12 protein-coding genes are annotated in these 14,949 nt (G+C 45.8%); 9 read left to right on the top strand and 3 right to left on the bottom strand.

The genetic code is table 11. From position 1 onward, the window contains the following. The first annotated feature begins 205 nt into the window (after positions 1–205). From KFE98_04860 to arsS, 6 genes are all read left to right on the top strand, one after another. Entirely contained in the window at positions 206–1,168 is a 963-nt protein-coding gene (locus KFE98_04860; GenBank protein ID UTW63487.1) for a TraB/GumN family protein, read from the top strand. A gap of 35 nt (positions 1,169–1,203) precedes the next feature. Continuing rightward, complete coding sequence (locus tag KFE98_04865) at positions 1,204–1,656, top strand: sigma-70 family RNA polymerase sigma factor (GenBank protein UTW63488.1); 453 nt, start codon at positions 1,204–1,206, stop codon at positions 1,654–1,656. After that, complete coding sequence (locus tag KFE98_04870) at positions 1,643–2,293, top strand: hypothetical protein (GenBank protein ID UTW63489.1); 651 nt, start codon at positions 1,643–1,645, stop codon at positions 2,291–2,293. The genes KFE98_04865 and KFE98_04870 overlap by 14 nt, the downstream gene beginning before the upstream one ends. A 72-nt stretch (positions 2,294–2,365) precedes the next feature. After that, the gene (locus KFE98_04875) at positions 2,366–3,100 is read left to right on the top strand and encodes a DUF547 domain-containing protein (protein UTW63490.1); all 735 of its coding nucleotides are present in this window, start codon (positions 2,366–2,368) and stop codon (positions 3,098–3,100) included. A gap of 26 nt (positions 3,101–3,126) precedes the next feature. Further along, positions 3,127–3,465: an arsenosugar biosynthesis-associated peroxidase-like protein gene (locus tag KFE98_04880; GenBank protein UTW63491.1), complete on the top strand. Its 339-nt coding sequence runs from the start codon at positions 3,127–3,129 to the stop codon at positions 3,463–3,465. A 15-nt stretch (positions 3,466–3,480) separates the two neighbouring features. After that, positions 3,481–4,539: an arsenosugar biosynthesis radical SAM protein ArsS gene (gene arsS / locus KFE98_04885; GenBank protein UTW64644.1), complete on the top strand. Its 1,059-nt coding sequence runs from the start codon at positions 3,481–3,483 to the stop codon at positions 4,537–4,539. A gap of 7 nt (positions 4,540–4,546) precedes the next feature. Here the strand turns inward: arsS and KFE98_04890 are convergent, their stop codons facing one another. Continuing rightward, on the bottom strand, positions 4,547–4,951 hold the full coding sequence (locus KFE98_04890; GenBank protein UTW63492.1) for a hypothetical protein: 405 nt from the start codon (positions 4,949–4,951) through the stop codon (positions 4,547–4,549). Between the two features lie 423 nt (positions 4,952–5,374). Between KFE98_04890 and KFE98_04895 the strand changes: the two genes are divergently transcribed. Both KFE98_04895 and KFE98_04900 read left to right on the top strand, forming a co-directional pair. Next, positions 5,375–7,114, top strand: coding sequence for a tetratricopeptide repeat protein (locus KFE98_04895; protein UTW63493.1), 1,740 nt, complete (start codon positions 5,375–5,377; stop codon positions 7,112–7,114). Positions 7,115–7,229: 115 nt separating this feature from the next. Next, positions 7,230–10,310 carry a T9SS type A sorting domain-containing protein gene (locus tag KFE98_04900; protein ID UTW63494.1) on the top strand — a complete coding sequence of 1,027 codons (3,081 nt, stop codon included), beginning with the start codon at positions 7,230–7,232 and terminating at the stop codon, positions 10,308–10,310. A 1-nt stretch (position 10,311) separates the two neighbouring features. Here the strand turns inward: KFE98_04900 and KFE98_04905 are convergent, their stop codons facing one another. Further along, entirely contained in the window at positions 10,312–12,774 is a 2,463-nt protein-coding gene (locus tag KFE98_04905) for an HYR domain-containing protein (GenBank protein ID UTW63495.1), read from the bottom strand. An 85-nt stretch (positions 12,775–12,859) separates the two neighbouring features. Next, positions 12,860–13,825 (bottom strand): DUF3365 domain-containing protein, encoded by a 966-nt coding sequence (locus tag KFE98_04910; protein UTW63496.1) that lies wholly within the window; start codon positions 13,823–13,825, stop codon positions 12,860–12,862. A 248-nt stretch (positions 13,826–14,073) separates the two neighbouring features. On the opposite strand from KFE98_04910, the gene KFE98_04915 reads away from it, so the two are divergent. Continuing rightward, positions 14,074–14,892 carry an SDR family oxidoreductase gene (locus KFE98_04915; GenBank protein UTW63497.1) on the top strand — a complete coding sequence of 273 codons (819 nt, stop codon included), beginning with the start codon at positions 14,074–14,076 and terminating at the stop codon, positions 14,890–14,892. Positions 14,893–14,949: the final 57 nt, after the last annotated feature.

The raw sequence follows: 14,949 nt of genomic DNA on the forward strand, positions 1-14,949 counted from the left end.
GGCGAAACGGGTGGCTATTGATCAGCGAAAAAAAATAATGAACAAATTGCCGAAGACTTCTTTTGCCCACTTCAACCCTTCCTGATAAACTGAAAAACAGCCTTCTAAGTATTCTTAAGCTAAACTCTTCAAAAAAAATTTCATGCGAGTTGTAAGATTTCTGGCCTCCTTGCTACTAATCCAATAAACACTAAAACATTTCGCCATGAAAACTCCCCATCTTATTTGGATTCTGGTTCTTTTCTTCGGGCTTTGGGCCTGCAAAAAAGAGCCCCTTGAACATCCTGAAACCAAAACAGGAACAATGGTTGTTGCGCAATCAGAAGATTCGAGCGCTTCACCAAGCCCTCAGCCCATTTCAGAAAACCGTTCCTCTTTATTCTGGAAAGTCTCTGGAGGCGACCTCGAAAAACCTTCCTACTTGTTTGGCACCATCCATTTGATACCGGAGCCCCAGCTGGGCTTTATTCCAACACTGGATTCACTTCTACTACTTAGCGACAGACTGGTACTCGAAGCCAACCCTCGAGATCCAGCTATTCAGGCAGCATCTAGTAAACACGCTGTCCTTGATCCGTCCTTAATCCAGGATATGTATACGCCGGCAGAAATGGCCATGCTCAGCCATTTTTGCGATTCCATTGGATTGGATTTTAACCAGCTGGTGCGGTATCAACCTCTTGTTATTGCTCAACTTATCACCACACGGGTTTTAGGTGCTGCCTATCCTTTGACGAGTTATGAAGATGAACTAATCCAACTGGCCGAGAAACGTGGAGTGATTCTGGATGGAGCCGAAGGTCCCGATTACGTCTATTCTTATCTAAGCAAATTAGATGCACTGGAACAGGCTGATAATCTGGTATTACTAACTGAGACGGCCAAACAAGACCCAAGATTGGGCTATGATGAAATGCTGGATACCTATCTTCGACAAGACATTGAGGGTCTTTACAACCTGGTAAAAACCGGTATGGGAAGTAGCCCTGAAAACATCAATATTCTGGTATCGGAGCGCAATGAATACTGGTTGAGTCACGGCTTAATCGATCAGCATGAAAGTCGGTTTATTGCCGTTGGTAGCGGCCACCTCTATGGAGAACGGGGCTTGATCCAGCTACTGAAGAAAAAGGGATACAAAGTAGAATCGATCCAGGTAAGCAAATGACACTACCACAAGGAACTGAACCCCAACTGGAAAAAATGATCCGGGATCACCTGCTGTTGATTCACAAGGTGTCCTGGTTCTATACCCGGGATCCGGAAGAACGGAAAGACCTGGCCCAGGAAATTGTGTATCAGATTTGTCGATCCTACTCCTCTTTTAAAGGAAACTCCAAGCCCAGCACCTGGATTTACCGAATAGGAATCAACACGGCTATTGGTCAGTTGCGCCAGAAAAAAATGATTACCGAACCCCTTTCCCAACACACTCATTTGGCCCAACCTGATGAGGAAAAAAGGGAGCAACAGAAAGAGCTCCAGCAAGCCATCCAACGATTGGATGAAGCTGAAAAATCACTGGTCATGCTCTTTCTCGACGACATTCCCTACCGAGAAATCGGTGAAATCCTGGGAATAAGCGAAAACCTGGTGGGTGTAAAAATTCACCGCATTAAAAACAAACTCAAAAAATTCATTCATGGAACTGCATAATTTAAAAACCGAATGGGCTCAAGTGAGCGAACAACTTCAGGAAACGCTTCCCGACCTTCCCTCTGCAGAAGTTCAGAGCGTCTACCAATCCATGCCTTACAAAAGACTCATTTATAACAACCTCTTAGAATTGGGCTTCAGCGCAATGGGTGTTCCCGTGGTAGGCTTGGCTATGCTTTTGATGGATCCTCAGGGATACCTTCCCGCCGGAGTTAAATGGTTGGCCTGGATTACAACATTTGTCCTTCTGGTCCCATCCTTTGCGCTCTTTCGAGCCATTCATCAACCCGACGCTTCGTTGAGCACCGTGTCCTACTTGAAAAGTGTGAGTAGCCGCATTCGGTTTTACCGCATATATCAAGTGGTGATGAATTTTTTCCTCTGTATGATCATTTGTATTCCCGGGTTCTTAACCTCTCGAAAGTGGATTCTAACCCTGGATGGAGAAACATTTGAAGGCGTTATCAATTTTCCTGAGCCCTATTTTACCCAATACGTTTTGGCAACGGGAGCCCTTTCCATCGTTATGTCGATTTTCGCTGCAGCCTGGGGATATACGGCCTATGCCATCTTTTATAAGAAACGAAAAGGAGCCTTGGATCGGATCATTTCAGGGTTTGAAGGACAGGCGGGATAACCGATATGTAGTAAGGGTAACAAAATGTGTCAGTGAACTAAACTAGCTTTGTTGTGTCAAAATTCTTGAGTTATGCGGATATTGTTTTCCTTGGGTTTTATCCTAACTGTACTTCTAAGCCAGGCTCAGGTCTCTCACATGGCCTGGGATGACCTGGTAAAAAAACATGTAGCTCCCAATGGGGATGTAAACTACAAAGGGTTTAAAGCCGATGAAAAGCACCTGGACGCCTATCTGGACATGCTGGCCAACAATGCTCCTCAGTCCAGCTGGGGCAAGGCTGAAATTATGGCCTATTGGATCAATGCCTACAATGCCTACACCGTAAAGTTGATTTGCAAGCACTACCCAGTGGAGTCCATCAAAGACTTGGGTGGAATGATCTATCAGGTGAACACCACCTGGGACATTGATTTCATAGAAATTGGTGGGGAGAAAATGAACCTCAACAACATTGAACACGACAAACTACGGGGTCAGTTCAAAGATGCCCGAATTCATTTTGCCGTGAATTGTGCCTCCATTAGTTGCCCACGACTGAGGAACGAAGCCTTTGTTGCCTCTAAACTGGAAAATCAACTCAACGATCAGGCTCGCTACTTCGTCAACAACTCCATTAAGAATCAAATTAAAGGAAAGGACAAGGTGTATATCAGCAAACTATTTAGCTGGTATTCCGGAGATTTTACCCGAGATGGGAAAACCATTCGGGAATACATTAATCAATATGCACAAAGCCCCATTCCGGCAAGCGCAGCCATTGATTACCTCGAGTACAACTGGAAGCTGAACGAAAAGAAAAATTAATTTAGCCCTCTATCCAAAGGAAAAGTATGAGCAGTAAAACTTATTATGACCCCGCTGACCTAAAAAAGTTTGGCGATATCGCTGAATGGAACGACGACCTTGCCAAACGTTTTTTTGATTGGTATAACGCCGTTTTTGAGGAAGGCTCGCTAAGTGCACGAGAAAAGTCTCTGATTGCTCTGGCCGTTGCTCACACGGTACAATGCCCTTATTGTATTGATGCCTACACGGTAGACGGAATGAAACGAGGAATTAGTGAGGAAGAAATGATGGAGGCCCTACATGTGGCCGGTGCCATTAGAGGAGGAGCTAGCTTGGTTCATGGTGTTCAGATGATGAACAAAGCCAAGAAGCTCGGCATGTAATTCCAGGGAATAGTCATTATGATTAAATCTTTAAAAGCTCAGAATCACCGATTGGCTTCTACTGAGGAGCAGCTTCAATTTTTGAACAATGGCATTTTTGCTTCGGGTGATCATGAGAAGTTTGAAATTTACCTTCAGCGCAATGAGCGATTTCCATTGCGCCCCGCTCAGCTGGAAATTCTCCAGGTGAATGTGGGCTATATGTGTAATCAAACCTGTAAGCATTGCCACGTAGACGCCGGACCTGATCGCAAGGAGATTATGACTCGGGAAACGATGGAGTTGTGCCTGGATGTCCTGGAGAAAAATCAGATTCCAACCTTAGACATTACCGGCGGGGCTCCGGAAATGAATCCCGACTTCAGATGGTTTGTTGAAGAGGCGCACAAGCGAGGTGTACAGGAGATCATTGTTCGATCCAATCTCACCATTTTGCTGGCCAATCCCAAATACCATGATTTGCCCGAGTTCTTTGCACAACACGGTATCCGGGTAGTATCTTCACTTCCCTATTACCGACGAAATAAAACGGACAGACAGCGAGGCAATGGCGTTTTCGATAAATCGATTGAAGCCTTGCAACGACTCAATGAAAAAGGATATGGCAAACCAGGCAGTGGCCTAATCCTCGATCTGGTTTACAACCCAAGTGGCGCATTTTTACCCGGCGATCAAATGCAATTGGAACTGGACTTTAAGCAAGCATTGAAAAAAGATTTTGACGTAAGCTTTAGTAACCTTTTCACCATTACCAATCTGCCCATTTCCCGTTTTCTGGATTACCTGATTGTGTCCGAAAACTACGAAGACTACATGGACAGATTGATCACTGCATTTAATCCCTCAGCCATTGATGGGGTCATGTGTCGCAATACCATATCGGTAGACTGGCAAGGCCACATGTACGATTGTGATTTTAACCAAATGCTGGAAATAAAAACCAGTCCGGCGGCTGGTCAGCACATCTCGGAGTTTGACCTAAAAAAGTTAACGAACCGAGCCATCCGAACGGATCAGCATTGCTTTGGCTGTACAGCTGGAGCAGGTTCAAGCTGCCAGGGTACGGTAGCCTGATTTCCCTCTAATTTATCGTAAGCGTTCCACCTCCTACATTAGATTGGTAGCTAATACTCACTGTTCCTATACAGGGTGGCAGATAAGGATAAGCCACTACTCCACCTAAAGGACCTAATAAGCAAGCTGGTAATCCACCTGCCGGAGTTGCATTTAGGGTAAGCGGTACAATAGGACAGGAACCACCGATCACTTCAACTTCATAGATATTCTCTCCATTCGGAGTGCTCCATACCTGATTGCTAAATGGAGGCGATTGCAGGTTATGATTTGTCCCGGGTGGACAAGAACTTGTGTAGGCCATGTCAATGGAAAAATCGTTTGAGGTGTTGTTGATAATAGTAAGTGATGTTTGTGCTTGAAGGGCCACAGAGGTCAATAGCACAATGGCCAAAATAGCTAAGGTTTTCATGAAAATTAAATTTAAGATTTATAGATTGCTTCACTAAAATTAGCACAACACCCTGATAATCAAATGCAATAATGCAGGAGATTTACCAAAGTCCCCTTTGAATAGACAAAACCTTTTCTCCTGTCGATTAAAAAAAGAGGATCAACCAGAGGTGTCTTTTATTAATGGCTGGTTTGGGTTTGCCATGTGGGGATAAAAAAAGCCTGCCTCATCAATTCAAATGGGCGATTTACGCGCAATACGCCCTACTTAGTTGTCCGAGGGTAATTCCCTGTAAAACGGTCATTGTCAATTCATAAAACCGAAAAAAGGCGATCTATTTTTGAATAAATCGTGCTTTCCAAAGCCGACCGCTTCGGCGGTCTAAAGCAGTCTGGCTATCGGGCTGCTTTTTTTATTTTGGCCTCCGCAAAAGATTAGGAAATGAAGTGGTTAACGACTTTATTGTGGGTCACCTGCCTGAGCGTTCCTTGCCCCCTCCTCGCTCAGCAGTCCGCCCCAAGCACGGAATCCTTGGTCCAGATTTGGAAGAAGGTATTACAGGAAAATCCAGATTCGGTATTGACTTTAACGGCCCTCTATCTGACGGAAGAATTCCCTGATTCGTCCTATTCGAAAATCATGGCGAGGTATTACCAAGGCAAAGCCTACTACGCTAACTACCAGCTTCAGGAAAGTAGTCGAGCTTTTCAATGGGCAATTCAAGGAACAATTCAAAGTGAAAGAGACAGCCTGCTGGCCATAGTCCGAATCGACCTTGCGGATGTTTATAGCGATCTGGGTCTTTATAATATAGGTATACCTCACTTGCTCAAAGCCCTGGATTACTATGAGGTGCTGGAAGATTCATCCCGAATCATTCGAACCAAAATGGCCTTGGGCAGAAACTATGTTGGACATGACGACAACGCTCAGGCGGAAAAGACACTGTTTGAATGCCTGGGCTATTACCAACGACAAGGAGATAGCGATCGTGTAGGTGGATGTTTTACCAACTTGTCTGCCCTGTATTCCCGAATGGGCGATCATGAAAAAGAACTGAACTACCTCAACCAAGCGCTTACCTACTGGGAATTGCTGAACAACAAACCGGCCTATGTGGGAGCCAAAAACAACCTGGCCATTTACTACGAAAGTCAGGAGCGTTATGATCTGGCCATTCCTATTCTACGGGAGTGCCTGCCACTCTGGGAAGAGCTGCAACAACCTTTTTGGAAAGTACTAACCTTGGCCAATCTGGGAAACAACCTCTACCACAATGGCCAGCTCGAGGAAGCTGAAAAAGTGCTGGCTCAGGCTCAGGACGAATCTGAAGCATTGGAAGCCGATATTATCACCTTGCAGATTTACGAGTATCGAGCCTACCTCTATGAAGATTTGGGAAAGGCGCAATTGGCGCTGGAATCTTACAAAAAATATACGGCGCTCAAAGAAGATGTGTTGGCCGATGAAAATGAGGAGTCTCTGCAGATTGCAGAAGTGCGCTACGGGGTAGAAAAGTTGGTTGATCAGGTAAAAATCGAGCAGCTGAACCTAAAGAATGAAAAAGCGGAAACCATGGCCTTGCGCACGCAGCGCATTTATGCTGTATTTCTCATTGTGATGCTCATTGGTATTCTTGCCCTGGCGTATAGCCGCTATCGGTATAAGCTCAAAGCCTCTGCCCTTTTGCATGAAGCTTCCGTGGAAAAACTAAACCTTCAAAAAGAACTACTCCGTCATGAAAACCGGGAAAAGAACAAACAGATTTCAGCTTTTACCTTAAAAACGATCGAACAGAATTCGGTCTACAATCAGGCTATTGAACAAATTGAATCGCTCAAGGATCAATCCATTTCTGAGGAGCAACAGGAAATGTTGGAACGGGTTATTCAAAAATTAAAACGTAACCAAAGTACCCAACTCAATTGGGAAGAATTCCACTATTATTTCGAAAAGGTCCATCCCGATTTTTTCAAAATTCTACAGGAAAAATTCCCCAAACTCACCTTACGTGAACTTAGGCTTTGTGCCTTCATTCGACAAGGCCTCACGATACAGGAAATTGCCGATTTGCTCAACGTAAGTTACAAGGCCGTAGAGACATCTCGCTACCGTATGCGGAAGAAAATGAACCTTGAAACGAGCGAAAACCTCCTTGAAATTATTAGCTCAATATCCTGATAATCAAGCCTAATAGATACGTGTAGGGACATTGTAGGGGTAATTGAAGGGTGCCTAACCTGGCCATTTTTATTTGGTTCGCGTAGAACCGGCCTGCACCCAAATTCTAATCGATATGAATCGAGTATTACCCTTGCTAGGATTGTGCCTACCTTTTTGGGCATGGTCTCAAACTGGACCTGCTGGCGTAGAATCTACTAACGGGAGTTCCAATCTGTTTCTTTGGCTTGATGCTTCTCAAATTGAAGGAGTAAGTGACGATAATAACATTACCACCTGGAACGACCTTTCGGGTTATGATCATCACGCATCCAATAATTCTCCCAGTCTAAAACCGAACCTTTACCTGAATGAAGTTAACGGGCTACCCGTGGTTCGATTTGATGGTAATAACGAAGAACTCAATGGAACTTTCAGCAGTGCAGGCACACCGGTAACCACATTTACCGTTTGTTATTTTGCAAGTGCCAATCAGGGAAGTGAGGACAACGACTATGTCTTCAGTGTAGGATCTACCGCCAGTGCCGGGTCCATGTTTAACCTGGCTCGGCGAAAATCGAACGATGGGAATGCCGATGAATATTACTCATACGATGGCGACACCCGTTACTACGGCCCGACACTTTCTGGGCAAACCTGGCAAATCATTCACCAGGAATTAAACTCTTCGGCTACCTATCACTCCCTAAATCTGAACGGAAGTAATCAGACGGTGACAGACTTTGGCTCAGCCATCTCCACCGACGGGATATTTCGCATCGGAGATTATACCAGCAGTGTGGGCACCAAACATCAATTCAACGGAAATCTGGCCGAGATTATATTCTACAACCGGATTCTGAACTCGGCAGAGACCAATCTCGTCAATTCCTACCTGGGCGGGAAATATGACATCACGGTAAACAATGATAAGTACGCCGGAGACGACAACGCCAATGGTGATTTTGACCAAAACATTATCGGAATTGGACAAGAAGCAGATGGTAATTCAGATTCGGCTACAGCAGCGGGTTTAATGCTGGGCATCAACAGCAACTTTGAGAATGGTGACTACCTGGTGGCTGGTCATGCCTCCGCCGAAAATTCAGTAAACACAGCAGATGCCAGCGATGCCGGAGGCACCCTCGAAGCCCGATGGGGACGCATTTGGTATTTGGATCAAACCAATACCTCAACCGCGATTTCAGCAAACTTCACCTTCCGATTGGACTATTCCGGATTAGGAGGAAACACCCAGGGATTAGCCAGCAATTACCAACTACTCTATCGGTCAAGTAACTCTGGAAACTGGACGCTACTTGCCTCAGGGTCGGCCCACTATGGAAAGTTTGTCACCTTTTCTAATGTCACCATCAGCTCCGATGGCTATTATACTTTGGGAACCATCGACCAAACAAACAGCCCTATTGGGGTAGCAGCAACCACCGCTGGAAATGACGGACCCGGTGGACTGGAAAATACCGGTGGAAGTTCCAACCTCGAAATGTGGCTTAAACCCTCAGACATTAGTGGCGATGATCAAGATTATGTACTCACGCTGGAGGATCAATCCGGAAAGAACCACCATGCTACGCAAGGAACCCTAAACAACATTCCCCTGCTCAACGTGTCGGGAGCAAACGGGCTAAATACACTCGAATTTGATGGAGTAGCCGATTACTTGACCGGTAACATGTCAGCTAATCTCAATGCCCCGTTAACCATCATTTCGGTAGCCCGTTTTGCCTCGACCAACCAAGGATCAAATGACAATGATTACGTCTTTTCGATCGGAGCAAATGGAACTAATAACCAACACACCAGCATTACCCGAAGAAAAAATGATACTCCAGCCGATGCCGACAAATTTTACAGCTGGGACGGAAACGGCACCCAATTTGGCCCGACCATTACCGGGCAACAATGGAACATTTATACCCAGGTGCATCAAACCAGTTCACCATACCACAATCTCTATATTGACAATACTTCCCAAACTGTAAGCGACTATTCCGCCAGCCTTTCCACGGATGGTAGTTTCTCCATAGGTAGATGGAACTCAGGCGCTCATTACCTGAGTGGGGAATTGGGCGATGTAATCGTGTTTACTAAAGTGCTCAACACCGCAGAGCGCCACATCGTCCATTCCTACCTGGGAGCTAAATTCAACCTCAGCGTGGAATCCGATAAATACAGCGGCGACGATAACGGAAATGGAGATTATGATTTGGAAGTGGCCGGAGTAGGCACCGAATCTGACGGAAGTAATAGCGCCGCCAGTTCGGCAGGTCTACACATCAGCCAAAAATCCAACTTTGGTAACGGAGACTACCTGCTCTTCGGACACAAGGTGGCTAAAAACAACGCCGTTCAAACAGACATTACCACCACATCCGGAAGTTTATCCGCCCGATGGGAACGCGTTTGGTTTTTGGATCAAACGGACGTGGGAGCCGGTATGACCATCGACCTCACTTTTGATTTTAGCGATGCCGGATTTGGAGGCTACCCTTATGGAACGGCAAGCGATTACAAATTGCTTTACCGATCCGGGCAATCAGGTTCATGGACCATTCTTGCTTCGGCATCCAGCTACAGCAATGATCAGGTTTTGTTTTCGGATTTAGCGATCAATAACGATGGCTATTACACTTTAGGAACTGCTGATTTAGCGGGTAGTCCGTTGCCCGTCGAGCTTCAAGATTTTAATGCTCAACTCACGGATCAGCATTGGGTACATCTTCACTGGTCAACTGTTTCTGAGGTTAATCTGGCCCATTTTGAAGTGGAAAGGTTGACAACAAAAGGCACCTTTGAGTCTTTGGAAAAAGTACCCGCACAAGGGTTTTCAAATCAGGAGCAATTCTACCAAACCATGGACAATCTGTTGGAAGAAAAGGACCAGTACTACCGCTTGAAAATGGTGGATTTAGACGGAACCCAATCCTACAGCTCAGTCGTAAAAGTAGCTCCGCAAAAACGGGTTCAGAGAAATGGCCTTCGGGTATTTCCAAACCCAACGGATGGTTTTCTTCACCTCCAACTACCATTGGACTCGGAGCTCGGGCAAATCAAAATCTACTCTTCGCTCGGGCAGCCGGTATTGGAACAAAACCTTGCTCCTCAAGAAAAACACACACTGGATTTAAGTCATCTTAAAAAAGGACTCTACCTCTTACAACTGGGAAATGAAAGCCGCTGGATTAGTGTTCAATGATTTATTCGATCACCGTAACCCGAAATTGGGACAAACTTTGATCGTCGCGCAAAATGACCAAATAGGTACCTGGGGCCTGGTTTAGAATCACCTCTTTGTCCAATTGATGGTTGGAAGTTGACCAGGATTCGCGATAAACTTGTTTACCCAAAGTAGAATAGATATTCAATTCCACTCTTCCCTGAACCGCGTCGGCCTGAATTCTAAATGTTCCCTGCGTAGGATTTGGGAACACTTTGAGGCTTCCAAAACCAGATGCTTCGGCGATACCCATGCAGATTTCTGTCTGGGTAACCACCAGCGAATCACGGTAAGAGCATCCTACATCATGAACTTCTAACCAATAGAGTCCCGGGCCGGTAACTGTAAAGGTGCTTCCCTTGCTACCATCTTGCCAGGTGTGGGGATTGGTAAAGGAATTGTGACCACTTTGCAACAAGATGGTCTCCTGGCTACAGATAGAGGTGTCCGGTCCAAAGTCGAAGGCAGGTGCTGCGTTCACCCTAATGTTCATGGAACAACTGGCACTATTACCACTGGAATCTCTAACGGTATAGGTATTGGTTGTTGTTCCTACTGGTAAGATTCCTCCCACAGCAACACCTGAAGTGAGTTGAACATTCCAATTGGTGCAATTATCAGAAACCCGAGGAAGATATTCTCCCGCCCGGTATCCATCCAATCGATTTTGGCAAACAGCGGTATCGGCCTTACAGGTTATGGTTGGAGTAATCGTATCAAATACAACAACTGCAGCTGGAATGGAAGCTTGATTTCCGGATGAGTCTTCCACGAAAATGGTGAAATGCTTTACCCCTAAATCAGCGCATCCAAATTGAGTTTGATTGGCGGTAACACGACTGATGCCGCACCCATCCGCAACACTGGCAATCAGCAATCCAGGTATGATGGTAGCCACACCGGAGGCATTCAAATACACCGTATCCGTTTTTGTAGTGGCAGTTGGTGGTGTGGTATCCAATACTGTTATGCGGGTGTTGGTCGTGTCGTATCGGCCACCGTAATCAGCGGCGGTAAACAACACGGTATGGGTTCCAATATCTGAGCAGTTGAATTGCGTTCGGCTCAGGCTAAAGAGCATGGAATTGCAGTTATCCCAACTTCCATCATCCAAGTCAGCTGGATTTACGATTACGTTTCCGGTCGAATCCAGGTAAAAGGTATCAGCCTTGGCCCTGGCAATGGGAACAATGTTGTCTTCGATCACCACAACCGATTGAACCGAATCCCGGTTTCCACTGGAATCAACCGCCGTTAAAGTGATCAGGAATTGCCCCATGTCGGTGCAGTCATAATTGGTTTTATCCACGTACAATTGGGCAATGGCGCAATTGTCGAAACTGTTGTCATTGATATCGGCCACGGTGAGTGATGCCAGGCCATTGGAGTCCAGGAAGATGGAATGATTACGTGCCTTGGCTTCTGGGCGTACGGTGTCGAGCACCACCACGTAGGTATGAGCCGTATCCGTATTTCCAGCAGAGTCGGCCACGGTAAATACCACTGGATTTATTCCGCGATCGGCGCATTGAAACAGGGAGTCGTTTAGCGTCCAGGAGGTAATTCCAACGTTATCGGTACTTCCGTTATCCAGGTTTTGCGCGATGGCTTTGGCGTTACCAGCCGTATCCAGGTAGACCGTATCGGGTTTTGCCTTGGCAACCGGAGGAATTAAATCTGGGGCCGCACTAATACAAATGTTATCTACGCTACCCGTTAAACTTCGGGCGCTCCATCCTTTGGCCACCATTCCGAATTGGGCCGTGTTGAGCCCATCAATACTGGCGGGAATAACCAATGAAATAGGAGATCCTGTCATTTGGGTGGTTCGAGCTGAATCCAAATAGACGCTTAACTCAAGCAAAGTATCCTGAGCTCTTTCCAACCTCATGTAGTAGTTCTTGTTTAGCCCCACATACCTTAAATGGCTGGAGTTGTATTCCGCTAAGCTATCCCGGGCTACAATTCTAAAATACAAGTGACCATCAGCAGGGTTAAAGCTTCTGAAATTTACGAAAATACCGTCCTGCACAGAGTTTGGATAACCGGTACAAGCCACGTTTAGGCAGTTAGAATAAGGCTCTCCTGTTCCCGCTGTTAGTGCCAATGTATAGGCGTCGCAATTTGGATTTCCTCCGATAGTTCCTGCCGAATTGGGCCTGAAGGTCCATTCAGCCGTAAAGTTGTCGTTATGGTCCAGCGATAGTCCAATGTTCTTATAAACTCGCCTTTGCTGGCCACAAGCAGCACTATTGTATTCCACTTGACCATTGGCTACTTGAACCTGACTTCCTACCTGCATCCACCCAGTGGCCGTACTCAAATCATCACTGAATGAGCATGTTTTCTGAGCTATTCCAGACAGGGAAAAACACAACGCCAGTGTAAAAATCGAATACTTTAAAGCCCAGGGTAAAGACTTAAATGTTGCGATTGATTTCATTTTCAATTGGTTTTCAAAGCTATTGACCAATCAAAAATAAGAAAGCCTGATAAATACCTGGGCTTCAGGTGGCTCTTGGTCGGATTTACTTATTATCCTCTGAAAAACGAACTACCCAAATTCCACGTAGTTGATTCGGTGAATAACCAACGGCCTTATCTTCCGGGTACAGTTTAGTCAGGGCATCAAGGGTTTCTGGCAATACTTGCTTTTGCGGTTCACCGTGGCACTGCATGCACATATCATTGGTCATGATTGGATAGTAGCCCACCAAATGGCCTTCCCAATCTTTTAACTCGGCTTGAGGCTTTTGGCCTGCTATCAACTCAGATTTCATCCGACTGATCACCTCGAGTTCCTCCTCGTTAGCCGCATTGTTGGGATTTCTGTTTTTGTCTGAGACCCTTTTAATGGTGGCATTCAACTCCAGGCTCATGCTATCGGTAAGAGGATAGGCTCGCTCATTGCAAAAGGTTAATGCTCCAGAAGTGCCTTTCTCCTTTATCGCTCCCAGCAAGTTTTTCCCCAATACTCCTTTTGTGGCCATGGCAAGCTTCCGACCTTTGGCCAGGTAATCTACCGTACCCAGGTCCTTCATTTCAGAATAGCGCTGTTGTTGTTTTTCAAACCCGCCCTCATACCAGCTCGAATCTTCCAAAGGCGTGTGATACAGGTAATAGGCGATAGCCTCCGCCTCATCTGGAGATACATTCATTTTTGGCATGGGACCGTACTGAGCCACAGCCTCAGCTATTACCGCATTTTCCCTCGGATTATCCAAAAACAAACCCAGTTTCTTGCTCAATTGTTCCAACTCCACTCCTTCGGAAACATAGGTCGACTTGAGGACAGCCAAGTTGGGAGCCACAGTCCCCTCGTTTAGATTTGGTCTATGGCAGGCCAAGCAGGTATTAGATAAAGCTTCAAATCCTTGGGCCATTTTTAGATCATGCGGAGTCACCTTTACTGGTGGCTTCTCTTCTGAATCTTGTTCTTTTTCCGGACCGCTACAGGAAACGACAAGCACCATGCTGGAGAGCATTCCTAACATTATCCAACGGCTTAGTATTTGGGGGTTAAAAACCTTCATCAATCGTTGTTTTTCGTAAGGATCAAAAATAGGTTGTTTTTCAAGTCCGGATTGTAACTCAGGTCACCTGGCAGATCAAATCCAATCGTTAAAAAACTGAAAACCAACACCGTCAGGAAAATGTGTTTTACAATCGAGGATTTGTGCCATTAGCCCGTGGCAAGATCTCAGGAACTTTGGACTATCCAAAACACAAAAAAATAGAAATCATGCGAAAAACAGTTTTAATCACCGGATCAAGCACAGGAATTGGACGCGCCACCGCACTGAAGTTTCAGCAAGAAGGCTGGAACGTTATTGCCACCATGCGATCTCCTGAAAAGGAAGAAGAATTGAATCAGTTGGACCATGTGTTGGTTACCCGACTGGATGTATTGGATTTGGATTCGATCAACCAAGCCATTGAAACCGGAATCGAGGCTTTTGGCGGAATTGATGTGTTGGTAAACAATGCCGGATATGGCGCCTACGGGCCATTGGAATCTTTTCCCCGAGAAAACATCGTTCGCCAGTTCAACACCAATGTGATAGGTCTATTGGACGTAACCCGTGCCATCCTCCCCCACATGAGATCCAGACAAGCAGGAACGATTATCAACATTTCATCCATTGGCGGAAAAATGACCTTCCCATTGGGATCTTTGTACCACGGAACCAAGTTTGCCGTCGAGGGAATTTCAGAAGCCTTGAATTACGAGACATCTCAGTTTGGAGTAAAAATCAAAATTGTAGAACCAGGTGCTATTGCAACTGACTTTGGCGGTCGCTCTTTCGATTTCCAAAACGACGAGAGTCTCGCTGAATATCAAAGTACCGTTCAAACTCTCTATGCCGCTTTCGAAAATCTTGGAGGCAATGCATCCCCTGCATCCTTGGTAGGAGATGTGATTTACACAGCGGCTTCCGATGGTACCACTCAGATTCGCTATACAGCCGGACCTGATGCGGAAGAATTCATGAAAAACCGAAAGGAATACGATGACGCCACCTTTATCGGTGGAATCTTTAACCAATTCGGTTTGAAATAATAATTCGGTTTAGGTTGAGGGCCGCCTTCTTGACAAGTGTTGAGGGGCGGCTTTCTT

It is taken from the genome of bacterium SCSIO 12741 (assembly GCA_024398055.1).
Classification (GTDB): domain Bacteria; phylum Bacteroidota; class Bacteroidia; order Flavobacteriales_G; family Salibacteraceae; genus SCSIO-12741.